The following is a 25,891-nucleotide window of genomic DNA, read 5'->3' on the forward strand; positions in this document are numbered from 1 at the left end:
CACCCCGGCCCCGACAGGACGAACAAGGAGCACCATGGCCCCCGTACCGCCCCCCTTCGACCCCGAACTCGCCGTCGCGCTGCGGGCGATCAACCAGGTCGTGCCGCCCGGCCTGACCCCCGATCAGATCGTCCCGGCCCGGCAGAGCCCGGCCATGCGGGGCATGACCGACGCCGAACTCACCATGGACGGCGCCTTCGAGACGGAGGAGCGTACGGTTCCGGGCCCCGAGGGCGCCCCCGACATCTCGCTGCTGATCTGCCGGCCTACCGCCCCGGAGCCCGGCCCCCGCCCCGTCCTCTACTACACCCACGGCGGCGGCATGGTCGTCGGCAACAACCGGATCGGCGTGGAACTCCCCCTGGCCTGGGCGAAGGAGCTGGGCGCGGTCGTGGTGTCGGTGGAGTACCGGCTGGCCCCGGAGCACCCGCACCCCGCGCCGGTCGAGGACGTGTACGCGGGCCTGCTGTGGACGGTGGCGCACGCCGGGGAGCTGGGCGGCGACCCCGAGCGGATCGTCACGGCGGGTACGAGTGCCGGCGGCGCCCTGACGGCCGCGCTGGGCCTCCTCCTGCGGGACCGCGAGGGCCCGCGCCCGGCCGGGCAGATGCTGCTGTGCGCGATGCTCGACGACCGCAACGACACGCCTTCCACCCACCAGATGGCGGGCCTCGGCGTGTTCGACCGTACGTTCAACGAGACGGGCTGGACGGCCCTGCTCGGCGAGCGCCGCGGCGGCCCCGACGTCTCGCCCTACGCCGCCCCCGCCCGCGCCGAGGACCTCACCGGCCTCCCGCCGACCTTCATGGACGTCGGCTCCGCGGACACCCTGCGCGACGAGGTCGTCGCCTTCGCCTCCCGCATCTGGCAGTCCGGCGGCGACGCCGAACTCCACGTCTGGCCCGGCGGCTTCCACAGCTTCCCCGGCCTCGCGCCCGGCGCGACGCTGTCCCGGTCGGCCCGGGTGACCCAGGTGGACTGGCTCCGCCGGCTCCTGGCGCGGTAAGAGCCGGCGGACGGCCTTCAGCCCGCCAGGTAGTCGTGCACCGGGACGGCGGGCGCGAGCGTGAGGTCGGTCAGGATGTGACTGGCCGACACGACCTCGCGTACGGGCAGGTCGGCGAGCGGCGCCATCACATGGGCGAACAGCTCCAGGCGGGCGGGCCCGCGCCAGGCACCCTTGACGGTGACGTCGGTGATCTCGGCGCGGGCCAGCACGCAGACCATGTCCGGGATGATCTTCACACCGTAGGTGGGCACGGTGATCTGCGCGCGGGCCTCGTCCAGGTCCATGGGCTCCCACTTGTAGGCCATGGACGCGGTGGCGACGCGCTGGGTGCCGTAGTCGAGGGTGCCGACCAGGGCGCCGTTGTCGGGGAACAGCGCGGGGCTGCCGACGGTCTTCGGGTACGCGCTCAGCTCGCGGCCGGCCGCGGTGGCGGCGAAGTTGTCCAGGTGCATGGCGTGCAGGTACTCGCCGTGCTCGGCGCCGTGGCGCACCGGGATCACCTGGCCGCACTCCAGGTAGGGGCCGTAGCCCTCGACGTCGCCCATCTTCATGATCTCGAAGCGGACCAGCGGCTCGTCGATCTCCAGCGGCTCCGGGACGACGGCGCGCAGGGCCTCGGGGTCGGTGCGGTAGACGACGTTGAGGTACTCGCGGTCGGTGAACCGGGTGGCCCGCGGCGGGTACACGGGGGTGGTCAGCGGGGTGCTGATGTGGCGGCGGACCTCTTCGGCGCGCATGGTGCCTCTTCTCCTCGAACGGCGGGCGGGACTGCCTCCGTTTGCATACACGGTGTATCGGATACATAGTGAATCCGATGGCTCGTCGTCGCAAGCCGGCGGCCCGCACCCCCCGCACGACAGGAAGTACCGCCATGACCTTCACCCTCCCCACCGGCCTCGACTCCCGCCCCGTCGCCGTCCTCGGCGCCGGCACGCTCGGCCGCCGTATCGCCCTGATGTTCGCCACCCGCGGCGGCGAGGTACGGATCTACGACCCCTCCGCCGAGGCCGGGAAGCAGGCGTGCGCCTACGTCGAGCAGCAAGTGTCGGAGGTCGCGGCCCGCGTCGAGGGAGGCACGCCCGGTTCCGTGACCGCCACCACCGACCTGGCCGAAGCGCTCGCCGGCGCGTGGCTGGTCGTCGAGGCCGTCCCGGAGCGGCTGGAGCTCAAGCGGCAGGTCTTCGCCGACCTCGACCGGCTCGCCGAGCCGGACGCCATCCTGGCCAGCAACTCCTCGTCGTACCCGACCAGCCGATTCATCGACGGCGTCACCACCCCCGAGCGGGTGGTCAACATGCACTTCTACATGCCGCCGGCGCAGGCGGCGGTCGACCTGATGTCCAGCGGCCACACCGGCCGGGCCGTCCTGGACCTGCTGCTGGAGGTGCTGCCCCGCTACGGCGTCTTCCCCTTCGAGGCGCACCGCGAGAGCACCGGTTTCATCTTCAACCGCATCTGGGCGGCCATCAAGCGCGAGGCGCTGTCCGTGGTGGCCGACGGCGTGTCCACCCCGGAGGACGTCGACAGGATGTGGATGATCAACACCGGCCTCAAGGGCGGTCCGTTCCGCATGATGGACCAGGTCGGCCTGGATGTGGTCCTGGACATCGAGAACCACTACGCCGCCGAGAACCCGGCCCTGCCCTCCGGACCGCGCGAGCTGCTCCAGCGCTATGTCGACGCCGGTCACCTGGGCGTGAAGACCGGGCGCGGCTTCTACGAGTACGGTGCCCGCGACTGAGCGCGGGGCCCGGAGCGGGACGGCATAGCCTGGTCTGCCGACCCGGTCCGGCGGGCCGGTACCGCAGAGAGGTCCATCCATGCCGAAGTCGCCCACCAAGCGCCGCCCGATCACCCGGAGCGCCCTGACCGAGAGCGCCTGGGCGCTGTTCACGGAGAAGGGCTTCCACTCCACGTCGATCAGCGACATCGTCGAGCGCGCCGGGCTGACCCGCGGGGCCTTCTACTCCAACTACCGCGACAAGGAAGAGATCTTCCTCGCCCTCTACGACTCGCACGCCGACCATGTGCTGGCCGAGCTGCGGGAGGCCGCCGCCCAGGTGGTGCCGGGTGACAACCCCATCGTCGGCATCCAGAGCCGGATGGTCGGCCGCACCGAGGAGGAGCGCCGGTGGTTCCTGGTGTCCATGGAGTTCACCCTGCACGCCGCCCGGCACCCCGAGCTGGCCCGGCAGCTCGCCGTCCACGAGAACCGGCTGCACCAGGGCCTGACCGAGGTCCTCGGCGAGGCCCTCGCCGGCGCGGGTCTCAGGCCCACCATCCCCGTCGAGGACCTGGCCCGCCTGCTGATCGCCCTCTTCGAGGGCCTCACCGCCCAGGAACTCACCGGCGGCCCCGACTACGACGGCCGCCACCTGACCCCCCATGTCATCAGCGCGCTCACCGAGCCCCTGCCGGGGTGAGCGCCCGCCGGACGAGGAGTACACCGTGTCCCTGGCCATGAATCTGACCCGTACGCTGCTGCGCGCGCGGCCGAACGTGTTCCGCACCGAGCGGACCCTGCGCGAGGCCCTGCGCCACCCCCGCCCCGACGCCCCGCTCCCGGCGTCCCTGCGGCGGAGCTGCACCGTCGGTCGCCGGACCGTGGACGGCCACGAGGTCATCACCCTCACCCCGAAGCGGGGCGCCACGGGCACCGAGGTGATCTACCTGCACGGCGGTGCGTACGTTCGCCCGCTGGTCGCCGCGCACTGGCGCATCGTCGCGGACCTGATCCGCCGCACCGGCGCCACGGTGACCGTCCCCCTGTACGGCCTCGCGCCCCGCTGGACCGCCGACGACGCGTACCGCTTCCTCGACACCGTGTACCGGGCGGTGCTCGCGCGGGCCGGAGACCACCCGGTCTTCCTCGCGGGCGACTCCTGCGGCGCGGGCCTCGCCGTCGGCCAGGCGATCCGCTGCCGCGACGAGGGTCTCCGCCCGCCCGCCGGCCTGATCCTCTTCTCCCCCTGGCTCGACGTCACCATGACCAACCCCGGCATCGCCCGCCTGACGCCCCACGACCCCATGCTCGCCCCGGACGGCCTCGCCGCCGCCGGCCGCGACTGGGCCGGCCCCCGCCCGGTCACCGACTCCCTGATCAGCCCCCTCCACGACACCCTGCGCGACCTCCCACCCATCTGGATCTACCAGGGCGGCCACGACATCTTCCTCCCGGACGCGGAGACCTTCACCACCAAGGCGAACACCGCCGGCACCCCCACCACCCTCCACGTCTGGCCCTCCGCCTTCCACGTCTTCGTGGGGGCGGGGTGGACGCCGGAGGCACGTCGGGCGTTGGACGAGGCGGGGGGTTGGATCAGGTCGGGCGGGCGGAACTGATCCGTGCTCGACGGATGGCCGGTGGCGCCGGGCCAGAAGTCGCCGGGCGGCTCGTCGAGACCGGGGGCGCCGTCTTCCCTCAGAGCTTCAGTGCGCCGAGGACGAATCGCGCGAGTTCTCGGGCATGGGTGGTGTGCTCCGCCTCGGGTAGGGCCACGACATCGGGGGCGGACCGAATGCGCGACGACCGGCTCGTACGGCCAGAGTGGCGAGGGCGGCGTTGGCGCCGCCGCCGATCACGGCACCGATGCCGAACGGTGCCACGCGGCCGAGGACGATGATGCCCTGCTTGGTCCCGTACTTGGTGACGAAGTTCTTCCCCAGGATGCCGTTGACCTGGCGCAGTGTCTCGACGGGCACCTTGGCGACGACCTGACGTCCCCAGTGCTGCCCCGTGCGCTGGGCAACCTTGGTGATGGTCTCGGAGCCCTTCCCGCCGAGCAGGATTCCCATCACGATCGTCCGGCGACGCTCTATCTCGTCGAGGGGAATTCCGTGCACTTCGGCGAGGGAGAGCGCGAAGAGGGTGCTCAGTTCGAGGGATGAGAGAGCCTCGCCCGCCGACAGTGCCAGCGCGACTCCCGTGCCGACTCCGGGCGCGGCCGCGGTTCCGCCCACTGCGGCACCCGTCCCGGCCAGGGCGCTGACGTACATCCGCTCCAGATTGCGGATCACCTGTGCCGGAGTCGCCTGCGGGTTCCGCTGGCGGGCCCGGGCTATGTTCTTGCGCACCAGCGGGCTTTGGGCGTCGAGTGCCTTGTCCAGGAGAGCGAGGGCTCGGTGCCCAGGTGCGGCTGCTGCCGGGTCAGGCTCGTCGGGGGCACCTGTTGACATACCTTGGACTCCATAGGTCGTTACGTCCCAACTGGACCTCGTATCCAACCAGTTGATCGATCGCCACGCCAGATGTAAGCCGACCCGGACACCGGAGACACGCCAAGGGCCTGACCCCCGGTGAGGATCAGGCCCTTGACGTCATGTCACCGCTCAGTCCACCCGCCCCAGCACCACCGGCGAAGCCGTGAACGCCGTGCCCGTGGGGGCGATGTCGAAGGAGCCCTCCGTCGCCTCCAGGGCGTACTCGAAGCGCTCCGGGGTGTCCGTGTGCAGGGTCAGCAGGGGCTGGCCCGCGACCACCGGGTCGCCCGGCTTCGCGTGGAGTTCCACGCCCGCGCCCGCCTGGACCGGGTCCTCCTTGCGGGCGCGGCCCGCGCCGAGGCGCCAGGCGGCGATGCCGATGTCGTAGGCGTCGAGGCGGGTGAGGGTGCCCGAGGCGGGGGCCACGACCACGTGCTGCTCGCGGGCCACCGGCAGGGTCGCGTCCGGGTCGCCGCCCTGGGCGGTGATCATGCGGCGCCAGACGTCCATGGCGGAGCCGTCGGCCAGGGCCTTGGCGGGGTCGGCGTCCTTGAGGCCGGCCGCGTCGAGCATCTCGCGGGCCAGGGCGAGGGTCAGCTCGACCACGTCCGCCGGGCCGCCGCCCGCGAGGACCTCCACGGACTCGCGGACCTCCAGCGCGTTGCCCGCGGTGAGGCCGAGGGGGGTGGACATGTCGGTGAGCAGGGCGACCGTCTTCACGCCGTGGTCGGTGCCGAGGCCCACCATGGTGGAGGCCAGCTCACGCGCGTCCTCGATGTTCTTCATGAAGGCGCCGGAGCCGACCTTCACGTCCAGGACCAGGGAACCGGTGCCCTCGGCGATCTTCTTGGACATGATGGACGAGGCGATCAGCGGGATCGCCTCCACCGTGCCGGTCACATCGCGCAGCGCGTACAGCTTCTTGTCGGCGGGGGCCAGGCCGTCGCCCGCCGCGCAGATCACCGCGCCGGTGGTGTCCAGTACGGAGAGCATCTCCTCGTTGGAGAGCAGCGCGCGCCAGCCGGGAATGGACTCCAGCTTGTCCAGGGTGCCGCCGGTGTGGCCGAGGCCGCGCCCGGAGAGCTGCGGGACGGCAGCGCCGCAGGCGGCCACGAGGGGCGCGAGCGGCAGCGTGATCTTGTCGCCGACGCCGCCCGTGGAGTGCTTGTCGGCGGTCGGGCGGGACAGCGAGGAGAAGTCCATGCGCTCGCCGGAGGCGATCATCGCCGCGGTCCAGCGGGCGATCTCCCGGCGGTCCATCCCGTTGAGCAGGATCGCCATGTTGAGGGCGGCCATCTGGTAGTCGGCGACCTCGCCGCGGGTGTACGCGTCGATGACCCAGTCGATCTGCTCGTCGGTCAGCGCGGCGCGGTCCCGCTTGGTGCGGATGACGGAGATGGCGTCCATGGCCAGGGAGTTCCTTCCGGGAGGTGCAGATGTACGGCCCCCCTGCTCGTAAGGCGAGCAGAGGGGCCGCACGGACTTACTTGGTGAGATGGTCCGGGCCGAAGGCCTGCGGAAGCATCTCGGAGAGCGGGAGGACGCCCTCGGGGGTGTCCAGCAGCAGCGAGGGCCCGCCGAACTCGTACAGGAGCTGGCGGCAGCGTCCGCACGGCACGAGGAGGGCGCCGGTGCCGTCCACACAGGTGAAGTGTGTCAGGCGGCCGCCGCCGGTGCGCTGGAGGTGCGAGACCAGCCCGCACTCGGCGCACAGCCCGAGCCCGTACGAGGCGTTCTCCACGTTGCAGCCGGTGACCGTGCGGCCGTCGTCGACGCGCGCGGCCACGCCGACCGGGTAGCCCGAGTAGGGGGCGTAGGCATACGCCATGGCCTCGCGGGCCTCGGCGCGCAGCGCCTCCCAGTCGAACCCGTCGGACGACCCGGTCGCGGTGGTCACTTGCCCTGCCCCTTCCGGTACCGCATGCCGTCGGCCTTCGGCATCCGCAGCCGCTGCGCGGACAGCGACAGCACCAGCAGCGTGACGACGTACGGGGTGGCGCCGACGAAGTCGCTGGGGACCTCGTCGGTGAACAGGTACCAGGCCAGGACCAGTACGGCCATGACCGCGCTGATCACGCCCTGCCAGAGCGCCTTGCGGTACAGCTTCCAGCCCGCGAGGGCGGCGAGCAGCACGACCAGCAGAAGCAGCAGGGCGTGCACGGTGACACCGCCGTTGCGGAGCTGGAGGGCGTCGGAGTAGCCGAACAGGCCCGCGCCCATGGCGAGACCGCCGGGACGCCAGTTGCCGAAGATCATCGCGGCGAGACCGATGTAGCCGCGGCCGCCGGTCTGGCCCTCCAGGTACGTGTGCGAGGTGACCAGCGCGAGGAAGGCGCCACCGAGCCCGGCGAGACCGCCGGAGACGGCGACCGCCGCGTACTTGTACTGGTACACGTTCACGCCGAGCGACTCCGCCGCGACCGGGTTCTCGCCGCAGGAGCGCAGGCGCAGGCCGAACGAGGTCCGCCACAGCACCCACCAACTGCCCACGAAGAGCAGTACGGCGAGGATCGTGACCACGGACACGTCGGTGACGATACCGCCGAGAATGCCCGCGATGTCGGAGATGAGGAACCAGTGGTGTTGCTCGACCGAGTGCAGCGCGTCGGAGAGTCCGGGAACCGTGACGTCACCGAGCGAGTTCACCGGCGGCGACTGCTTGGGGTTGCCGCCCGCCTCGGCGGCCGTGCCCTCGGCGAAGAACAGCTTGGCCAGGTACTGGGTGGCGCCCAGCGCGAGCAGGTTGATCGCCACACCGGAGACGATGTGGTCGACCCCGAAGGTCACCGTGGCGACCGCGTGCACCAGACCGCCGAGGACGCCGAAGCCGACGCCGCACAGCAGGCCGAGCCAGGGGCTGGACTGCCAGCCGATCCAGCCGGCGCCGAAGGTGCCGAGGATCATCATGCCCTCGAGGCCGATGTTGACCACACCGGCCCGCTCGGACCACAGGCCCGCCAGGCCCGCGAGCCCGATCGGCACCGCGAGCCCGAGGGCCGCGCTGACCTGGCCCTCGGAGGTGAGCTGGTTGGCCCCGGTGATGACCCGGACCACGGCCACGAGCAGCAGCGCGCCGCCGACGATCAGAAGAATCTTCGCGAGCGAACGGCCCGCCGGGGCGGCGGCGTTGTCCGCCTTGGGCGCCGCGGGCGGCGGCGCGTCCGTCATCGTGGCGGTCATCACGCCACCTCCTGCATCTCGGTCGGGGCGGCGGCGCGGGCGGCCAGCTCGGCGCCGACCCGCTGCTGCTGGCGCTTGAGGCCGTAGCGGCGCACGACCTCGTAGGCGATCACGACGCACAGGACGATGACGCCCTGGATCACGCCGAGGATCTCCTTGTCGTAGCCCTGGAACTCCAGGTGGTTGGTGGTGCGCTCCAGGAAGCCCCACAGGAGGGCGCCCAGCGCGATGCCGATCGGGTTGTTGCGGCCCAGCAGCGCGATGGCGATGCCGGTGAAGCCGATGCCCGCCGGGAAGTCGTTGCTGAACTGGTGGCTGTCGTTGAGCAGGGTCGGCATGCCGATGAGACCGGCGACCGCACCCGAGATGATCATGCTGGTGGCGATCATCTTCTTCACGCCCACACCGCTCGCGGCGGCGGCCGTCTCGGACTGGCCGACCGTGCGCAGGTCGAAGCCGAACCGGGTGCGGCCGAGCACGAACCAGTAGCCGATGCCGACGATCACCGCGACGACGATGAAGCCCCACAGGACGCCCGCCGGGCCGGTGTCGATCTGGAAGAACCAGGAGGACTCCGGCAGCGGCTTGGTGGAGACCAGCGTGCCGGCCTTGTCGAGCTGGCCGAGCTGGCTGGGCTGGAGCAGGTAGCCGATGATCGCGGTGGCGATCGAGTTCAGCATGATCGTGGCGATGACCTCGCTGACCCCGCGGGTCACCTTGAGGATGCCGGCGATGGCCGCCCACAGGGCGCCGGTCACCATGGCGGCCAGGATGATCAGCGGGATGGCGAGCCAGCCGGGCACGGTCAGCGCGCCGCCGAGGACGGCGGCCACGAACGCGGCGAGCCGGTACTGGCCGTCGACACCGATGTTGAACAGGTTCATCCGGAAGCCGATGGCCACCGCGACGCCCGCGAGGTAGTACGTCGTCGCCTTGTTCAGGATGTAGACCTGGCTGTCGGAGGCGAAGCCGTACGTCACCATGTCGCTGAACGCGGCGCCGGGGCTCTTGCCGGTGGCCAGGATCACCAGGGCGGTGACCAGGAGGGCCGCGACGATGGCCAGCAGCGGTGCCGCGATGCCGAGGAGCAGCCGCTCCTTGTCGATCCGTGAGGTCAGCTTGTTCATCGCGCGTCGTCCTCTGTGTGCTCCAGGTGGCCGGAGGCCGCTCCCGTCATGGCGGAGCCCAGCTCCTCGGGCGTGATGGTGGCGGGGTCGGCGTCGGCGACCAGGCGGCCGCGGTACATCACCCGCAGGGTGTCGGAGAGGCCGATCAGCTCGTCCAGGTCGGCGGAGATCAGCAGGACCGCGAGTCCGTCGCGGCGGGCCGCGCGGATGTAGTCCCAGATCGCGGCCTGTGCGCCGACGTCCACACCGCGGGTGGGGTGGGCGGCGATGAGCAGCTTGGGGCTGTGGCTCATCTCGCGGCCGACGATCAGCTTCTGCTGGTTGCCGCCGGACAGCGAGGCCGCGGTGACGTCGATGCCGGGGGTGCGCACGTCGTAGTCGGCGACGATGCGCTCGGTGTCGGCGCGGGCGGCCTTCGGGTCCAGCAGGCCCCGGCGGGAGTTGGGGCGCTCGGTGACATGGCCGAGGATGCGGTTCTCCCACAGCGGCGCTTCCAGCAGCAGGCCGTGGCGGTGGCGGTCCTCGGGGATGTAGCCGATGCCGGCCTCGCGGCGGCGGCGGGTGGGGACGTGGCTGACGTCGGCGCCGTCGAGGGTGACCGTGCCGGCGTCCGGGTCGCGCATGCCCATGATCGCCTCGACCAGCTCGGACTGGCCGTTGCCCTCCACACCGGCGATGCCCAGGACCTCGCCCTTGTGGATGGTGAAGGAGATCTCGTCCAGGATGACGCGCTCGATGCCGTCCAGGTCGGTCTGGGCCAGGTGCAGCCCGGCGACCTCGAGGAGCGCGACGTCGGTGACGGTGGACTCCTCCGTCTCCGGCGTGGGCAGTTCGCTGCCGACCATCAGCTCGGCGAGCTGCTTGGGCGTGGTGGTGCGGGGCTCGGCCGTGCCGACCGTGGTGCCGCGCCGGATGACGGTGATCTCGTCGGCGACCGACAGCACCTCGCCCAGCTTGTGCGAGATGAAGATGACGGTGAGGCCCTCGGCCTTCAGCTCCCGCAGGTTGTCGAAGAGGGCGTCGACCTCCTGGGGCACCAGTACGGCCGTCGGCTCGTCCAGGATCAGGGTCTTGGCGCCGCGGTAGAGGACCTTGAGGATCTCCACGCGCTGGCGGTCGGCGACGCCGAGGCGCTCCACGAGCACGTCGGGGCGGACGCCCAGGCCGTACGCGTCGGATATCTCCCGGATCTTCGTACGGGCCTTGGCGCCGATGCCGTGCAGCTTCTCCGCGCCGAGGACGACGTTCTCCAGCACGGTGAGGTTGTCGGCCAGCATGAAGTGCTGGTGCACCATGCCGATGCCGCGCGCGATGGCGTCACCGGGGTTGGAGAAGGTGACCTGCTCGCCGTGGATGGTGATGGTGCCCTCGTCCGGCTGCTGCATGCCGTAGAGGATCTTCATCAGGGTGGACTTGCCGGCGCCGTTCTCGCCGCACAGGGCGTGGACGGTGCCCGGGCGGACGGTGATGTCGATGTCGCGGTTGGCGACGACGCCGGGGAAACGCTTGGTGATGCCGCGCAGTTCGACGGCAGCGGGAGGGCTGGACGCGTTGATGGCGCACTCTCCTCGGGGAAGGGGGATGCGGGGATACAGAGGGAGAGGGGGCAGGCGTCGGCGACGCTAGCGCGACAACATGGGCCAACTCAGTACTACACGCGTAGAGTTGACACATTGTTATGGCCCGGCGGGGAGCGCTGTGAAGGCGCCCCCACGCCGAGCCGGGGTCCTGCCAGGACCCGTCAGGTCACGGGGTGGTCTTGACCTTGATCGAGCCGTCGACGATCTTCTTCTTCGCGGCGTCCAGCTTGGCCTGGATGTCGTCGATGAAGCCGCCGCTGGTGGACAGCGAGACGCCGTCCTTGGCGAGGGAGTAGCTGTTGACGCCGGCCAGCGCCTTGCCGTCGTGGACGGTCTTCACGAAGTCGTAGACGCCGAGGTCGACGTTCTTGACCATCGAGGTGAGGATCGAGCTCTTGTACTTGGCGAGACCCGGGATGTTGTACTGGTCCGAGTCGACGCCGATCGCCCAGGCGCCCTTCTTGCCGTTGACGGCCTCGATCGCACCGTTGCCGGAGGAGCCGGCGGCGGTGTAGATCACGTCGGCGCCGTTGTCCAGCATGCCCTGCGCGGCTTCCTTGCCCTTGTCGGGGCTGGCGAAGCCGGAGGTGTCCGAGCCGTGGCTCAGGTACTGGGTGTCGACCTTGATCTTGGAGTTGGTGTCCTTGACGCCCTGGACGAAGCCCGCCTCGAACTTCTTGATCAGGGGGACGTCCACACCGCCGATGAAGCCGACGTGCGACTTCTTCGTCTTCAGCGCGGCGGCGACGCCGGCCAGGTAGGAGCCCTGCTCCTCGGTGAAGGTGATGCTGTCGACGTTGGGCGCGTCCACGACCGAGTCGACGATGCCGAAGCTGGTCTTGGGGTACTTCTTGGCGACCTTGCCCATGGACTGCGCGTACGCGTAGCCGACACCGATGATCGGGTTGTAGCCCGCGTCGGCCAGGTCGGAGAGGCGCTGCTCGCGGTCGGCCTCGGTGTCGGTGGTCTTGGCGGTCAGCTCCTTGACGGAGCCGCCGAACTCGTCCTTCGCCTTATCGGCACCGCGCGCGGCGGAGTCGTTGAAGGAACGGTCACCACGGCCGCCGACGTCGAAGGCGAGACCGATCTTGACGCCCTTGCCGTCACCGGAGGAGGACGACTTGTCGTTCTCGGAGGAGGTGCTGCCACAGGCCGTGGCAGAAAGGGCGAGAGCTGCGGTGGCTATACACGCAGCGGAAAGCTTGGCTACCCGGCGCACGGGAAGGCTCCTTCACCTGACCTGAGCGCCACCATGGCGCTTGGTGGAAGCGTCTGACGACGCCCCGGCCGAGACGCCCCGTCGGCGTCGGCTTCGCGGCATCGTAACGCGCGTAGATGTCAGAAAAACACCTCTCGGGCAGCCGTTATCGAACCGAGGCAAACGGCACTTGAACTCGATCTACCGAGCCTCGGGCCGCCATGTTTCGGGGCGGATACGAATGGCCTGCGGATGTGTTGCGCGAACGGCCCCCGCGTGCCACGCGGGGGCCGTCGGGGTCGGGGGGCGCCGGTCAGACCTCGGGGGACTCCATCAGCGCGGCCGCGGTGAAGAGTTCGACACCGACCGTGATCGCGTTCTCGTCGGCGTCGAAGTCGCCCTGGTGCAGATCGCGTACGGTCCGCTCGCCGGGGCGGCGGACGCCGAGGCGGGCCATGGCGCCGGGGACGTGCTCCAGGTACCAGGAGAAGTCCTCGCCGCCGAGGCTCTGCTCGGTGCTCTCCACCGAGTCCAGCCCGCAGCGGGCGACCATCGCGCGGCGCAGCAGCTCGGCGGACTCCCGGTCGTTGACCACCGGCGGCACCCCGCGCACGTAGGTGATCTCGGACTTGGCGCCGTGCAGGGTGGCGACCTCGTCGATGGCGGCGTGCACGATGTCGGGCGCGTCCCGCCAGGCGTCCAGTTCCAGGCAGCGGACGGTGCCGGAGAGTTCGGCGTGCTGCGGGATGACGTTGGCGGCGTGGCCCGACTCGATACGGCCCCAGGTCAGGGCGAGTCCGCTGCGGGTGTCGACGCGGCGGGCGATCAGCGCGGGCACGTCGGTGGCGACGCGGGCGGCGGCGGTGACCAGGTCGGTGGTCAGGTGCGGCCGGGCGGTGTGGCCGCCGGGGCCGTCCAGGGTCACGTCCAGCCGGTCGCAGGCGCTGGTGATCGGGCCGTGCCTGAGGCCGATCCGGCCGCACTCCACCTTGGGGTCGCAGTGCAGGGCGAGGATGCGGCCGACGCCCTCCAGCGCGCCGTCGGCGATGGCGGTCAGGGCGCCGCCGGGGAGCTGCTCCTCGGCGGGCTGGAAGATCAGCCGCACCGGCCGGGACAGCAGGCCCTGCGCGTGCAGCGCGGCGAGGACCAGGCCGGCGCCGAGCACCACGGTGGTGTGCACGTCGTGGCCGCAGGCGTGGGCGCGGTCGGGCACGGTGGACCGGTACGCGCAGTCCTTGGTGTCCGGGATGGGCAGCGCGTCGATGTCCGCGCGCAGAGCCAGCAGCGGTACCCCGGAGCGCTCGCCCTCGGTGTGCCCGATGTCGCAGATGAGCCCGGTTCCGGTGACCAGGACGCGGGGCTCGAGGCCCGCCCGCTCCAGCCGCTCCTTGATGGCGGCGGTGGTACGGAACTCCTGGTTGCCCAGCTCGGGGTGCATGTGCAGGTCGCGGCGGAAGGCTACGAGTTCGGCGTGCAGTGACTCGCTGAGCGCGCCGGGGAGCACAGCACCGGGGAGGTCGGCCACGGTCTCTCGGGTCATCAATCGGTTCACCCTCTGAAGGGTAGGACGCCCGGTCGGTCAACTGACCCTCGATCAACAAAAGTTCAGCCCGTTGGGGGGAAGAAAACTTGACCGGCGGACGCATGGCGGTGGACTGGGTTGGGTAAAACCTTTCTTTCTCCCTCCACGGATACCACGCCCGCCGTCCCGGCGCTCGGTTTGTCCATGGACCGGACCCGCGCGGCGGAGCGGCGCCGGTAGGGTGCGGCGGCGTGACCGACAGCACCGCGGACTTCCTGCACACCACCCGCTCGTCCTACGACGCGATCGCCAAGGAGTACGCCGAGCGGTTCCCCTCGGGCCTCCCCCACCCCCTGGACCGCTCCCTGATCAGCGCCTTCGCCGAGCTGGTGCGGGAGAACGGCCCGGCCCCGGTGGCCGACCTGGGCAGCGGGCCGGGGTTCGTCACCGCGCTGCTGGACAGCCTGGGCGTGCCGGTGTTCGGGGTGGACCTCTCACCCGCAATGGTGGCCCTGGCCCGGGAGGCCCACCCGCACCTGCGCTTCCACGTCGGCTCGATGACCGCGCTGGACCTCCCGGACGCCACCCTCGGCGGCATCCTCGCCCTCTACTCCACGATCCACGTCCCGGACGAGGCCCTCCCCCGCGCCTTCGCCGAGTTCCACCGCACCCTGCGCCCCGGCGCCCCCGTCCTGCTGGCCTTCCAGACCGGCGAGGCCGACCACATGCACCTGACGGAACGCTTCGGGTACGAGATCGACCTGGACTACTGGATGCGCTCCCCGGCCGCGATCGCCGCCGGCCTCACGGAGGCGGGCCTGACCCTGGTGGCCTCGGTGGTCCGCGAGCCACAGGGCGAGGAGGCGCGGGCGCGGGGGTTCGTACTGGCGCGGAAGGACTGAACCCTCAGGTCCCCGGCACCACCGTAGTGAGCCGGTGCGTGTCCCTGGCCGTCCCCGTCACCCCCGACAGGAAGCCCTGTGCGCGCGGGGAGGCGCCGGCGGTGAGCCACGCGGGGTCTATGTCGCAGACCGCCACACGGACGCCGGTGCCCTTGAGCGCGAGGGGGAGGGTGTGGACGACCGTGGAGGGGAAGCTCAGCACGGTGCCGCCGATCGGGCCCCGGCGGGCGATCAGTTCCAGGGGAAGGTCGGGGCGGACGATCTCCAGGCCGGTCTCGGTGGCCAGCCGGTGCAGCTTGGGGGTGCTCTCGCGGCGGTGGGCGAAGTAGCGGGTGGCGCCGTGGGTCCTGGCCAGGGACTGGACGGCCGCGAGGTAGCGGTCGGCGTCGACCACGCCGGTCTCCACCAGCGAGGTGCCGACCAGGTCGGCGCTCTTCGTCACGCGCGGCGGGCCGAAGCGGGCGCGGGTCCAGGCGAACTCGTTGGCGGTGACCGTGACGCCGTCGGGGGTCTCGGTCACCGGCATCGCGGAGAAGACCTCCACCCGCCGGCCGCCGCTCGGGGTGAGCCGGCGCCGGGCGGTGGCGGAGACCGGGGCGAAGAGCAGGTCGCGGGGTCCGGGCGGGCCGCCCTTGCGGTGCCAGCGCACCAGGCGCTCGCCGCGGGCCAACTGGGCGACGAACTCCATGGTGGCGGTGCCGTCGTCCACCACCACCAGCTCGGGCGCGCGGGTAATGGTGAGCAGGAGCTGCACGTAGCGGGAGAACGGGTCGCCCATGACGATCCGGCCGGCCCGCCGCAGCGCCCCGGCCAGCGCGCCGACCGTCTGGAACGGGGCACCGGCCCCGCCCCGCGCCTCCTCCCAGCGCACCTCGTACCCCTCGTCGCGGGCGAGGTCGGCCATGCGGCGCAGTTGGCCCCGGGTCATGGGGTCGGTGGGGGCGAGCACGACGAGGGTCAGCTCCGCCCCGGCCCCCTCGCGCGCGGGCACCCCGCCCGCGTGGGCCCACTCCAGTACGTTCAGCAGTTGCACCGGGCTCTCCACGAAGGCGAGCGTGCGGGCAGCGGGGCCGGGGTGTCCGGCGCGAGGGCTCATGGCGGGTTGTGACCGTCCCGTCGTAGTGCGGTCGGGCTAGGAAAGGGTCAGACCGTGACCGGCTCGCCCGCGGCGGCGGCGATCTCCGCCTCGGCGACCACACCGGAGACCCGGCGCAGCTTCTTCATCGGGCCCAGCTCGGAGTCGTAGACCTTCTTGACGCCGTCGCCGAGGGACGCCTCGATGGCGCGGATGTCGCGGACCAGGCGGATCAGGCCCTGCGGCTCGACGGAGGCGGCCTGGTCCGAGCCCCACATGGCGCGGTCCAGGGTGATGTGGCGCTCGACGAACACGGCGCCGAGGGCGACGGCGGCCAGCGTGGTCTGCAGGCCCGTCTCGTGGCCGGAGTAGCCGATCGGGACGTTCGGGAACTCCTTCTCCAGCGTGTTGATCACGCGGAGGTTCAGTTCCTCGGCCTTGGCCGGGTAGGTGGAGGTGGCGTGGCAGAGCAGGATGTTCTCCGAGCCGAGCACCTCGACCGCGTGGCGGATCTGCTTCGGGGTGGACATGCCGGTGGAGAGGATCACCGTGCGGCCGGTGGCGCGCAGGGCGCGCAGCAGCTCGTCGTCGGTGAGGGAGGCGGAGGCCACCTTGTGGGCGGGGACGTCGAACTTCTCCAGGAAGGCGACGGCCTCGGTGTCCCACGGGGAGGCGAACCAGTCGATCCCCTTCTCCTTGCAGTACGCGTCGATCTGGCGGTACTCGTCCTCGCCGAACTCCACGCGGTGGCGGTAGTCGATGTAGGTCATCCGGCCCCAGGGGGTGTCGCGCTCGATGTCCCACTGGTCGCGCGGGGTGCAGATCTCCGGGGTGCGCTTCTGGAACTTCACGGCGTCGCAGCCGGCCTCGGCGGCGGCGTCGATCAGCTTGAAGGCGTTCTCCAGCTCACCGTTGTGGTTGATGCCGATCTCGCCGGTGACGTAGACCGGGCGGCCGGGGCCGGCCTCGCGGGAACCGAAGCTGCGCAGGCGGGAGTTGGTGCTCATCAGGGTGTTCCTTACTTGCTGTGGGACATGGGGACGGGGTGGGGAAGGGTGTCGAGGGAGGGCCCGAGGAGCCAGCCCGCGATCTCCCGGACTGCGCCGAAGCCACCGGGGACGGTGGTGACGGCGCGGGCGGCGGCGCGTACGGCGTCGTGGGCGTCGGCGACCGCGACGGGCCAGCCCACCAGGGCGAGGCAGGGCAGGTCGTTGACGTCGTTGCCGGCGTAGAGCACCCGCTCGGGGGCGATGCCCTGCTCCTCGCACCACTGCTTGAGGGCGAGGTCCTTGCGGTCGATGCCGTGCAGCACCGGCAGCCGGAGCTTGCGGGCGCGGGCGGCGACGACGGGGTTCTGCTCGGTGGACAGGATCAGCACCGGCACCCCGGCGCGGCGCAGCGCGGCGATGCCGAGCCCGTCGCCCCGGTGCACGGAGACGAACTCCCGTCCGTCGGTGTCGATCAGCACCCGGTCGTCGGTCTGGGTGCCGTCGAAGTCGAGGATCACGGCGTCGATGTCGTCGCGGGTGGGCAGGGCGCCCGCCGGGACGGTGTCGAGCAGCGGGGCCAGCGCGCGGGCGCGGGCCAGGTCGTGCGGGTCGTCGATCTCCAGCACGCGGGCCGGGTCGGTGCGGACCAGTTCGGTGCGGCCGAAGAAGCGGTGTCCGTGGGCGCGGAAGCCGGCGGTGTCCATCGCGTAGGCGGCGCCGGTCTCCAGCAGGTCCTGCGGGCGGTCCTGGCGGCGGGGGCGTACGGCCTTGTCGTGGTTGACGCCGAAGCCGCCGGGCTCGTCCGCGGTGCCGGGGGCGCCGTCGCGCCAGACGAAGCCGTGGAAGGGGGCGACGGTGACGGCGGTGTCGGCGCCGTCCCGGACGACCGCCTCCGCGACCCGGCCGATCTCCTCGGCGAGCAGGAAGGGGCTGGTGCACTGCACGAGCAGCACCACGTCAACGGCTGTACCGGCCCGCTCCTCGAAGGCGTCCAGGGCGTGCAGGACGGCGGCCTCGGAGGTGGCGGTGTCCCCGGCGATGGCGGCGGGCCGGGTGACGACCTCGGCGCCGGCCGCGCGGGCGGCGGCGGCCACGGCCGCGTCGTCGGTGGAGACGACGACGTCGGTGACGGCGGGGGCGGCCAGGCAGGCGCGCACCGCGCGGGCCACCAGCGGGACGCCGCCCACGGGGGCGAGGTTCTTGGCGGGCACCCCCTTGGAGCCGCCGCGCGCCGGGATCACGGCGAGCACCCGGCGCGGCGGGTCGCCCGGATCGGCGGGCCAGTGGGTCATGGGGTCAGCTCCTCGAAAGGCTTCGGAAAGTTGGGAGTTCGGGGTGTTCACGGTGTTCGGGGTGTTCACAGCTCGCCCATCCGCCGGATCACCGGGGCGACCCGCTGGACCCCGTGCCGGTACGCGCCGCGGGCGGCCCGGCGCACGATCTGCCGGACGGGTCCGGCCTCCGCGCGGACGGCGGGGCTGCCGGGCAGCGGAGCCCCGTCGGGGCCGAGGTGGTGGCGGGCGAGGATGCCGGGCAGATAGCCGGGCGCGGTCTCGGTCGTGTAGTAGGGATCGAGCGGCGGCAGCGCCCCGGACCGCTCCAGCAGGGCGGCGATCCGGGCGCGGGCCGCGTCGAAGGCGCCCGCGTACGAGCCGTCACCGGCGGCGACCCCCTGCCGGGCCAGCCACTCCGGGTCGGCCTCCGGACGGTGCCCGGCGTCCAGCCGGTCCCAGGAGGTGAGGCACCCGGAGCCGAGGAAGTGGTGGTTGCCCAGCGCCTCCCGCACCCCGAGGTCGGTCAGCACGGCCGTCGGGACGCGCCGGTGCAGGGACTCCAGGGCGGCGGTGGAGCTGACGGTGACCAGCAGGTCGGTCCGGTCCAGCACCTCGCCCATGTGCCCGTACACCAGACGGAGGTTGGCCGGCAGCTCCCGCCCCCGGGCCAGCTTCTGGTACGGCAACTCCTCGATGTGCGTGGTGTGTTCACCGGGCTTGGAGCGCAGCTTGAGCAGCACCTCGCGCTCGGGGTGCCGCCGGGCGTGGGCGATGAGCCGCTCCAGCAGGTAGGTCCGGTCGGCGCGGTTCTCCGGTACGGAGGGCTGCGCGGCGAACGTCACCGTGTACGGCGCCCGTTCACCCGCGTACGCCTCTCCGCCGAGGAACGGCAGCGCGACCTCGGTGACCGCCCCGGCGTCCGCGCCGACCCCCTCGTACACGGCGCGGAACCGGTCCGCGTCCTGGGCCGAGTTGGCGAGGACGAGGTCGGCGCCGTGCCGCAGCAGCAGGCCGTCGGCGAGCTTCTCGTAGACGACACCGACGTAACCGGTGACGACGACGGGGCGCGGGCCGCTCCCCCAGGCGTGCCTCAGGCCGTGCAGCATGGCCTGCACACCGCCGCCGACCAGCGCGAGGACCAGGATGTCGTAGGACTCCTGGGTCATGGCGCGCAGGAACTCCGCGCCGGTGACCTCGCGGAGCGAGTCGGCGGTGGCGCCGGTCTCCGCGAGCTGGCGGGGTGTCGGGGTGGCCCGGCCCCGCAGGAGGTAGCCGTCGAGCCGTCCGGCAGCGGCGGGAGCGACACGGCGCGCGGTGAGCGCGCCCCACTTCCACCGGGTGTCGGAATCGGCGAGGACGGCGATCCGCGGGGACTTCGTTGCACTGGCTGGCACACCGAGGACGCTAGGAAGCGTTTCGTAGCCCCGGCCCAACCCGAACTCAACAAACGGTTAACAGCACATCGACGAATGGGGATTCGGGCCCCGATCGGCCCTCAAGAAAACCCGGTTCACGGCTTCGCCACGCGTCGTTCACCCGGTATCCAGACGAGCGTCGACCCGAATGCCGGGCCCCGCCCTAACGTCCTCGGCGTGGTCAAGCTCTCGGTCATCGTGCCGTTCTACAACGTGCAGCAATACGCGCCGGACACATTGAGGAGTCTTCGTGCGAACGCGCGGGACGATTACGAGTTCATTCTCGTGGACGACTGTTCCCGCGACGGGACGCCGGGCATTCTCGAGCGCGCCGAGCGTGAACTGCCGGGCGCCGTCGTGGTCCGGCACGAGCGCAACGGCGGTCTGGCGACCGCCCGCAACACCGGTCTGGACCGGGCACGCGGCGAGTACCTGACGTTCCTCGACGGCGACGACTGGCTCGCCCCCGGCTACTACGACCAACTGGTCGCGCACATGGACGACTTGGGGTGCGACTTTCTGCGCACCGACCATGTCCAGTGCACCGCGCGGGCCCGGTCCGTGCACCGGGTGCCGCACGGCCGGCGCGGGGTCGTCATGGACCCGAGGGCGGCCATCCTGCCCGCGGACCGGTCGACCTCGGTGGACTACGCGTACGCCTGGGCCGGGATCTACCACCGGCGGCTCGCGGACCGGGGGCTGCTGCACTTCACGGACGGGCTGCGCACGGCGGAGGACCGGCCGTGGATCTGGCGGCTGCACCGGGAGGCTGAGTCGTTCGCCGTGGTGGGGCTGCTCGGCGTCTTCTACCGGCGCGGGGTCGCCTCCTCGCTGACCCAGATCGGCGATGTCCGCCAGCTCGATTTCCTGCGCGCGTTCGACCAGGTCATAGCGGAGACGGCCGCCGACCGGAACGCGGAGGAATTGCTGCCGAAGGCCGTGCGCACCTATTGCGCGATCATTTCCCACCATCTGGGAAGCATCGAAAGGTTCGAGCCCCCGGTGGCGAGAAAACTGAAATCCCTGAGCGCGGCCGCGCTGCGGCGCATGCCGCAGGACGTGCTGAACGAGGCGCTGGACTCGATGGACCTCGCCCGCGCCACCCGGCTGCGCCGCCTGCGCCGCCGCCCCTCCCCCGCCGGGGCCGCCGCGTGACCACCCAGATCTTCCAGGCGTCCACGCTGTACGGCGTGGCCACGCTGGCCGCCGCCCTGGACTCCGGCTGCTTCGACCCCGCCGACCGGCGCCTGCTGCTGGTCTGCAACAACGCGGCGACCCCGGAGACCACGCCCCCGCTGGACGAGATGCCGGGCTTCGAGCGGCTGCGGGACCGGTTCGACGACGTGCTCTCCTACAACGAGACCATCCACCCCTTCCACCCCGGCGGCTGGCTGCCCCGCGTGGACGACATGCCGCTGTGGCAGCGGTACTTCCGCCACGAGTGGGAACTGGGGGACGAGCCGGTCGAGTTGGCGGTGGAGTCGATCCAGGTCAACCCGTCGCTGGCGCTCGCGCAGATCTTCACCGGCGCCCCGGTCACGGTCTACGCCGACGGCCTGATGAGCTACGGCCCCACCCGCAACAAGATCGATCCGCTGGTCGGCACCCGCGTGAACCGGCTGCTCCACCTCGACCTGGTGCCGGGCCTTCAGCCGCTGCTGCTCACCGAGTTCGGGGTGCCGGCCGAGATCGTGCCGACTGCCGCCTTCACCAAGGTGCTGGCCGAACTCGCGGGTACCGGAGACGAGTTGCCCGCGATCGAGGAACCCGCTCTGCTGCTGGGCCAGTATCTCTCCGCGCTGGACATCCTCACCCCGGACGAGGAGGAGGCGCTGCACGTCAGCATGCTGCGCGGCGCCGTCCGGCTGGGCCACAACCGCGTGGTGTTCAAGCCGCACCCCACCGCACCGGCCCGCTACGCCCGCACCCTGGAGGAGGAGGCAGAGCGGCTCGGGGCGGACCTCACGGTGCTGGACACCCCGGTGCTGGCCGAGGTGCTGTACCAGCGGATGCGCCCGGCGCTGGTCGTCGGCTGCTTCTCCACCGCCCTGCTGACCGCCGCCACGCTGTACGGCCTGCCCGTGGCGCGGGTCGGCACCGGCACCCTGCTGGAGCGGCTCGCCCCGTACGAGAACAGCAACCGGATACCGGTCACCGTGGTCGACGCGCTGCTGCCCGAGCTGGGCGACCGGGCGGCCGTCGCCGAGGGGCGGCGCGGCATGGAGGTCGCCGAACTGGGCGCGCTGGTGCGCGCGGTGGGCTTCGCCATGCAGCCGAAGATCCTGCCGAAGCTGCGCGCCGAGGTGGAGGGCTTCCTCGCCCGGCACCTGGACCCGGCCACCCTGCGCTACTTCAAGCGCCGCCGGCTGACCGTGCTGGGACTGCCCGGCGGGGTGCCCGCGCAGCTCGCGTTCATCCCGCGCAACGCCACCGTCCGCCGGGTGGCCCGCCGGGCGCGCGGCCTGCGCCGGACCGCGCGCGGCTGAACGCCCCTGTAGCCGACCGAACTCACGCCAAGGACTCCACAGATGACCGCCACGTCGCCGCTCGCCCCGGCCCCGCCCGCCGGCCTCTCCCAGCCGGTCGCCACCGGGGCACGGGGGCGGCTGCTCGCCCTGGACGGCCTCAGGCTCGTGGCCGCGCTGATGGTGTGCATGTACCACTACACCGGGCGCGGCGGGACGATCTCGGAGTCCTGGCACCAGAGCCCGTCCGAGGTCTTCCCCCGGCTCTCCCAGATCACCCCCTACGGCTGTCTGGGCGTGCAGTTCTTCTTCGTGATCAGCGGCTTCGTGATCTGCATGAGCGGCTGGGGCCGCACCCTGGGCGACTTCTTCCGCTCCCGCGTGGCCCGCCTCTACCCCGCGTACTGGGTGGCGCTGGTGCTGGTCACCGGGGCGGCCTTCGTGCTGCCGGTGGTGGTGCACCCGGTGCGGGCGGACGAGTTCCTGGTCAACCTGACCATGCTCCAGCAGCCGATGGGCGCCCACCGCATACTCGGGGTGTGCTGGACGCTCTGGGTGGAGGTCCGGTTCTACGCGCTGTTCGCCCTGTTCGTGGTCTGGCGCGGGGCGACCTACCGGCGCGTGGTGCTGTTCGCCTGCGTCTGGACGCTGGCCGCCGCGATCTCCACCACCGCGGGCAACGCCCTCACCGACGCACTGGTCATGCCGGAGTACGCGCCCTTCTTCATCGGCGGACTCGCGCTGTACCTGATCCACCGCTTCGGGAGCAGCCCGTTGCTGTGGGGCCTGGTGGCGATGTCCTGGCTGCTCGGGCAGAGCGCGGCCGTGCGCGGGCTGTGGCATCCGGGGGCGCACGGTGACTTCACCCGGCACCCGGTGGTGATCGTCGCCGTGGTCACGCTGGCCTTCGCCTCGGTGGCGGCCGTCGCGCTGGGCTGGACCCGGTGGGCGTCCTGGCCGTGGCTGGTGACGGCGGGCGCGCTGACCTACCCGTTCTACCTGGTGCACGAGCACCTGGGCTGGTTCGCGGTACGGGTGCTGCACCGGGGGCTGGGGCTCGGGGCATGGCCGACACTGGGGCTGACGGTGGCGGGGATGCTGGTGCTGGCGTGGCTGCTGCACCGGTTCGTGGAGAAGCCGTTCGGGCCCCGGCTGCGCCGGGCGCTCAAGAGCTGACCTCAGCGGATGCCGTACGCGGTCTCGATGCCGGCCACGATCAGCTTCAGGCCGTCCTCGAACTGCTCGTCGTAGCCGTCGAAGAGCAGCTTCCCGGCCTCGGCCGCGAGCGGGAACTCGGCCATCCTGCGCGCCCGTTCCTCCACGTCGTACCCTTCGCGCCGCTCGCCGGGAAGCGGCCGTACGCCCTGTTCCTCGGTGACGAAGCCGATGGTGTACATGTTCGCCGTGCGCATCGCCCGCACGGCCTGGGCCAGGGTGAAGCCCGCGCCGGTGAAGACGCGCAGGTGGGACTCCATCGCGGGGGCGTGCTCGGTGCCGGTGAAGCGGGAGCCGCTGAAGACCTTGGCGCCGTCGCGGTAGCCGGTGAGCGCGGCGCGCAGACCCCGGCAGGCCGCCAGCAGCCGCTCCTGCCAGGTGTCGGCGGGGTCGAGCACCGCACCGGCGGTCATCCGCCGGTACATCTCCGTCGCCATCTCGTCGAGCAGCGCCTGCTTGTCCTTGAAGTGCCAGTACAGCGCGGGTGCCTTGACGTCCAGCTCGCGGGCGATGGCGCGCAGGGTCAGCCCGTCCAGGCCGGTCTCGTTCAGCAGCCGCAGCGCGGTGTCGGCGACCTTGCGGCGGTCCAGGGGGGCGCGTCGTTCCGTACTCACGCTTGACAGCTTAACAACGTTAAGGGCACGCTCGTGAGCGACGGCACTTAACCGCGTTAAGGAGTTCTGCGATGTATGCCCCGATGGATGTGGATGTGCTGGTGGTGGGGGCCGGTCCGACCGGGCTGACCCTCGGGGTGGACCTCGCCCGGCGCGGGGTGGACGCGCTGGTGGTGGAGCGGGCGGACACGCTGTTCCCCGGCTCGCGCGGCAAGGGCATCCAGCCGCGCACCCAGGAGGTCTTCGACGACCTCGGCGTGCTGGACGCGATCCGCGCGGCCGGTGGCCCGTACCCGCCCCGGATGATCTGGCGGGACGGCCGGCAGGCCGGCGTACGGCCGATGTTCGAGCCGGTGGAGGCGACCGAGGGCGCCCCGTACACCGATCCGCTGATGGTCGCCCAGTGGCGCACCCAGGAGGTGCTGCACGCCCGGCTGACCGAACTGGGCGGCCGGGTCGCCTTCGGCCGCGAGCTGACCGGGCTGGACCAGGACCCCGAGGGCGTGACCGCGCACTTCGCGGACGGTACGACGGTCCGCGCCCGGTACGTGGTCGCGGCCGACGGCGGCCGCTCGGCGGTGCGGCGCGCGGTGGGGATCGGCATGACCGGGGAGACGGTGGACCCGAGCCCGTTCCTGGTCGCGGACGTCCGGGTGCGCGGGCTGGACCGGGAGCACTGGCACGCCTTCCCCGGTGAGGACGGCACCGGTCTGATGTTGTGCCCGCTGGCCGGTACGGAGGACTTCCAGTTGGCCGCGCGGCTGCCCGGCGGCGAGACGCCCGACCTGTCCCTGGAGGGTCTGCGCAAACTGGTCGGCGCCGGTACGCATCTCGACCCCGAGGAACTCACCGAGGTGCGCTGGGCCTCGGAGTTCCGGCCGCGCGCGGCACTCGCGGACCGGTTCCGGGCGGGCCGGGTGTTCCTCGCGGGCGACGCGGCCCATGTCCACTCCCCGGCGGGCGGGCAGGGGCTGAACACCAGCGTGCAGGACGCCTACAACCTGGGCTGGAAGCTGGGCGCGGTCCTGCGCGACGGCGCCCCGGACGCCCTGCTCGACACCTACGAGGAGGAGCGCCGCGCCAACGCCGCCGCCATGCTCGACCTCTCCACGGGGGTGCACCGGGGCGAGGTCCAGCGGGGGAAGGCGACGGTCCAACTCGGCCTGGGGTACCGGAAGTCGTCCCTCAGCGAGGACACCCGGCCGGAGCCGACGGAGATACGCGCGGGCGACCGCGCCCCGGACGGCACGGTGGACGGCGTCCGCCTCTTCGACGCCTTCCGGGGCCCGCACTGGACCCTGCTCGGCGCCGAACTCCCCGGCGTACGCTCCCTGCCGGCCGCGTACGGCCCCGGCGTCTTCCTGATCCGCCCCGACGGTTACGTCGGCTGGGCGGGCGACTCGGCCGAGGGGCTGGGCGCCTACCTGGCCCGCGTCGGCCTGGCCTGACCTATCCCGCGGCCAGCGACAGCTTCACCGCGAACCCGAGGAAGAGCACCCCGGCCGCCGAAGTGGCCGTAGCCGACAGCCGCCTGCGGCGGCGGAACGCGGCGGCCAGCCTGGTGCCGCTGAAGATCAGGGCGCTGAGGTAGAGGAAGCTCGCGAGCTGGGCGAAGGCGCCGAGCACGACGAAGGACAGCGCGGGATAGGCGTACGCCGGATCCACGAACTGCACGAAGAACGCCACGAAGAACAGGATCGCCTTCGGGTTGAACAGGCTGACCACCAGCGCCCGCCGGAACGGCCGCTCCGCCTCCGTCCCCTCCTCGGCGACGGCCTCCGCCACCATCGGCGCCCGCCGGGTCCGCCACATCTGCCAGGCGGCCCGCAGCATCCCGATCGCCAGCCAGGTCAGATAACCGGCCCCGGCGTACTTCACGATCCCGAACAGCACCGCGTTGGCCTGCAACAGCGAGGCCACCCCGGCGGCGGACAACGTCATCAGCACGGTGTCCCCGCACCACACCCCGGCAGCCGCCGTATACCCCGGCCTGACCCCCTTCCGCGCCGCGACCGACAGCACATACAGCGAGTTGGGCCCCGGAAGCAGAATGATGACCAGCAGCCCGGCCAGGTAGGCGGGAAGATCGATGACACCGAACATGCAAGCGAGTGTCGCACGACGTC

At 71.9% G+C, this 25,891-nt stretch carries 24 protein-coding genes; 9 read left to right on the forward strand and 15 right to left on the reverse strand.

Translation table 11 applies throughout. The annotated features are described in order from the left end of the window. Positions 1-34 precede the first annotated feature (34 nt). The gene (locus ACZ3HQ_RS03320) at positions 35-1,006 is read left to right on the forward strand and encodes an alpha/beta hydrolase (protein ID WP_467507547.1); all 972 of its coding nucleotides are present in this window, start codon (positions 35-37) and stop codon (positions 1,004-1,006) included. A 17-nt stretch (positions 1,007-1,023) separates the two neighbouring features. Here the strand turns inward: ACZ3HQ_RS03320 and ACZ3HQ_RS03325 are convergent, their stop codons facing one another. Then, positions 1,024-1,746 carry an acetoacetate decarboxylase gene (locus tag ACZ3HQ_RS03325; protein ID WP_467507548.1) on the reverse strand — a complete coding sequence of 241 codons (723 nt, stop codon included), beginning with the start codon at positions 1,744-1,746 and terminating at the stop codon, positions 1,024-1,026. A gap of 134 nt (positions 1,747-1,880) precedes the next feature. Between ACZ3HQ_RS03325 and ACZ3HQ_RS03330 the strand changes: the two genes are divergently transcribed. From ACZ3HQ_RS03330 to ACZ3HQ_RS03340, 3 genes are all read left to right on the forward strand, one after another. Further along, the gene (locus ACZ3HQ_RS03330) at positions 1,881-2,750 is read left to right on the forward strand and encodes a 3-hydroxyacyl-CoA dehydrogenase family protein (protein ID WP_467507551.1); all 870 of its coding nucleotides are present in this window, start codon (positions 1,881-1,883) and stop codon (positions 2,748-2,750) included. Positions 2,751-2,829: 79 nt separating this feature from the next. Then, positions 2,830-3,432, forward strand: coding sequence for a TetR/AcrR family transcriptional regulator (locus ACZ3HQ_RS03335; RefSeq protein WP_467507553.1), 603 nt, complete (start codon positions 2,830-2,832; stop codon positions 3,430-3,432). Positions 3,433-3,457: 25 nt separating this feature from the next. Continuing rightward, a complete protein-coding gene (locus ACZ3HQ_RS03340) occupies positions 3,458-4,351 on the forward strand; it encodes an alpha/beta hydrolase (protein ID WP_467507556.1) in 894 nt (297 codons plus the stop codon). Between the two features lie 87 nt (positions 4,352-4,438). On the opposite strand, the gene ACZ3HQ_RS03345 is transcribed toward ACZ3HQ_RS03340, so the two are convergent. The 8 genes from ACZ3HQ_RS03345 to ACZ3HQ_RS03380 form a co-directional block, all read right to left on the reverse strand. After that, positions 4,439-5,083: a hypothetical protein gene (locus ACZ3HQ_RS03345; RefSeq protein WP_467507558.1), complete on the reverse strand. Its 645-nt coding sequence runs from the start codon at positions 5,081-5,083 to the stop codon at positions 4,439-4,441. A 255-nt stretch (positions 5,084-5,338) separates the two neighbouring features. After that, a complete protein-coding gene (locus tag ACZ3HQ_RS03350) occupies positions 5,339-6,622 on the reverse strand; it encodes a thymidine phosphorylase (RefSeq protein WP_467507984.1) in 1,284 nt (427 codons plus the stop codon). 70 nt (positions 6,623-6,692) lie between these two features. Then, the gene (locus tag ACZ3HQ_RS03355; RefSeq protein WP_467507560.1) at positions 6,693-7,106 is read right to left on the reverse strand and encodes a cytidine deaminase; all 414 of its coding nucleotides are present in this window, start codon (positions 7,104-7,106) and stop codon (positions 6,693-6,695) included. Next, entirely contained in the window at positions 7,103-8,389 is a 1,287-nt protein-coding gene (locus ACZ3HQ_RS03360; protein WP_467507563.1) for an ABC transporter permease, read from the reverse strand. The genes ACZ3HQ_RS03355 and ACZ3HQ_RS03360 overlap by 4 nt, the downstream gene beginning before the upstream one ends. Next, complete coding sequence (locus ACZ3HQ_RS03365; RefSeq protein ID WP_467507565.1) at positions 8,389-9,516, reverse strand: ABC transporter permease; 1,128 nt, start codon at positions 9,514-9,516, stop codon at positions 8,389-8,391. Before ACZ3HQ_RS03365 ends, ACZ3HQ_RS03360 begins: the two co-directional genes overlap by 1 nt. Further along, positions 9,513-11,099 carry an ABC transporter ATP-binding protein gene (locus tag ACZ3HQ_RS03370; protein ID WP_467507986.1) on the reverse strand — a complete coding sequence of 529 codons (1,587 nt, stop codon included), beginning with the start codon at positions 11,097-11,099 and terminating at the stop codon, positions 9,513-9,515. The genes ACZ3HQ_RS03365 and ACZ3HQ_RS03370 overlap by 4 nt, the downstream gene beginning before the upstream one ends. Before the next feature lie 163 nt (positions 11,100-11,262). Next, positions 11,263-12,315 carry a BMP family lipoprotein gene (locus tag ACZ3HQ_RS03375; protein WP_467507567.1) on the reverse strand — a complete coding sequence of 351 codons (1,053 nt, stop codon included), beginning with the start codon at positions 12,313-12,315 and terminating at the stop codon, positions 11,263-11,265. A gap of 292 nt (positions 12,316-12,607) precedes the next feature. After that, positions 12,608-13,834, reverse strand: coding sequence for a M20 family metallopeptidase (locus ACZ3HQ_RS03380; RefSeq protein WP_467507569.1), 1,227 nt, complete (start codon positions 13,832-13,834; stop codon positions 12,608-12,610). Between the two features lie 233 nt (positions 13,835-14,067). Here ACZ3HQ_RS03380 and ACZ3HQ_RS03385 point away from each other — a divergent pair, with 233 nt between their 5' ends. After that, positions 14,068-14,718 (forward strand): class I SAM-dependent DNA methyltransferase, encoded by a 651-nt coding sequence (locus tag ACZ3HQ_RS03385; protein ID WP_467507571.1) that lies wholly within the window; start codon positions 14,068-14,070, stop codon positions 14,716-14,718. 4 nt (positions 14,719-14,722) lie between these two features. On the opposite strand, the gene ACZ3HQ_RS03390 is transcribed toward ACZ3HQ_RS03385, so the two are convergent. From ACZ3HQ_RS03390 to ACZ3HQ_RS03405, 4 genes are all read right to left on the reverse strand, one after another. Further along, on the reverse strand, positions 14,723-15,814 hold the full coding sequence (locus tag ACZ3HQ_RS03390) for a hypothetical protein (protein WP_467507573.1): 1,092 nt from the start codon (positions 15,812-15,814) through the stop codon (positions 14,723-14,725). A 47-nt stretch (positions 15,815-15,861) separates the two neighbouring features. Next, positions 15,862-16,800 carry an N-acetylneuraminate synthase family protein gene (locus tag ACZ3HQ_RS03395; protein ID WP_161190415.1) on the reverse strand — a complete coding sequence of 313 codons (939 nt, stop codon included), beginning with the start codon at positions 16,798-16,800 and terminating at the stop codon, positions 15,862-15,864. 11 nt (positions 16,801-16,811) lie between these two features. Continuing rightward, positions 16,812-18,074 carry a cytidylyltransferase domain-containing protein gene (locus ACZ3HQ_RS03400; protein ID WP_467507576.1) on the reverse strand — a complete coding sequence of 421 codons (1,263 nt, stop codon included), beginning with the start codon at positions 18,072-18,074 and terminating at the stop codon, positions 16,812-16,814. A 65-nt stretch (positions 18,075-18,139) separates the two neighbouring features. Next, a complete protein-coding gene (locus ACZ3HQ_RS03405) occupies positions 18,140-19,450 on the reverse strand; it encodes a DUF6716 putative glycosyltransferase (RefSeq protein ID WP_467507578.1) in 1,311 nt (436 codons plus the stop codon). Between the two features lie 198 nt (positions 19,451-19,648). On the opposite strand from ACZ3HQ_RS03405, the gene ACZ3HQ_RS03410 reads away from it, so the two are divergent. From ACZ3HQ_RS03410 to ACZ3HQ_RS03420, 3 genes are read left to right on the forward strand one after another with little or no spacing between them, the layout of a single operon-like run. Then, positions 19,649-20,626, forward strand: a complete 978-nt coding sequence (locus ACZ3HQ_RS03410; RefSeq protein ID WP_467507581.1) for a glycosyltransferase family 2 protein — start codon at positions 19,649-19,651, stop codon at positions 20,624-20,626. Beyond that, positions 20,623-21,957, forward strand: coding sequence for an alpha-2,8-polysialyltransferase family protein (locus ACZ3HQ_RS03415; RefSeq protein ID WP_467507583.1), 1,335 nt, complete (start codon positions 20,623-20,625; stop codon positions 21,955-21,957). The genes ACZ3HQ_RS03410 and ACZ3HQ_RS03415 overlap by 4 nt, the downstream gene beginning before the upstream one ends. A gap of 42 nt (positions 21,958-21,999) precedes the next feature. Then, a complete protein-coding gene (locus ACZ3HQ_RS03420) occupies positions 22,000-23,112 on the forward strand; it encodes an acyltransferase family protein (RefSeq protein WP_467507585.1) in 1,113 nt (370 codons plus the stop codon). A 2-nt stretch (positions 23,113-23,114) separates the two neighbouring features. Here the strand turns inward: ACZ3HQ_RS03420 and ACZ3HQ_RS03425 are convergent, their stop codons facing one another. Then, on the reverse strand, positions 23,115-23,765 hold the full coding sequence (locus ACZ3HQ_RS03425) for a TetR/AcrR family transcriptional regulator C-terminal domain-containing protein (RefSeq protein WP_467507586.1): 651 nt from the start codon (positions 23,763-23,765) through the stop codon (positions 23,115-23,117). Between the two features lie 83 nt (positions 23,766-23,848). On the opposite strand from ACZ3HQ_RS03425, the gene ACZ3HQ_RS03430 reads away from it, so the two are divergent. Continuing rightward, complete coding sequence (locus ACZ3HQ_RS03430; protein WP_467507988.1) at positions 23,849-25,213, forward strand: FAD-dependent oxidoreductase; 1,365 nt, start codon at positions 23,849-23,851, stop codon at positions 25,211-25,213. A gap of 1 nt (position 25,214) precedes the next feature. Here ACZ3HQ_RS03430 and leuE read toward each other — a convergent pair whose 3' ends face one another. Beyond that, a complete protein-coding gene (gene leuE, locus ACZ3HQ_RS03435) occupies positions 25,215-25,868 on the reverse strand; it encodes a leucine efflux protein LeuE (protein ID WP_467507589.1) in 654 nt (217 codons plus the stop codon). Between the last annotated feature and the right edge of the window lie 23 nt (positions 25,869-25,891).

The organism is Streptomyces sp. NPDC018263 (assembly GCF_055562575.1).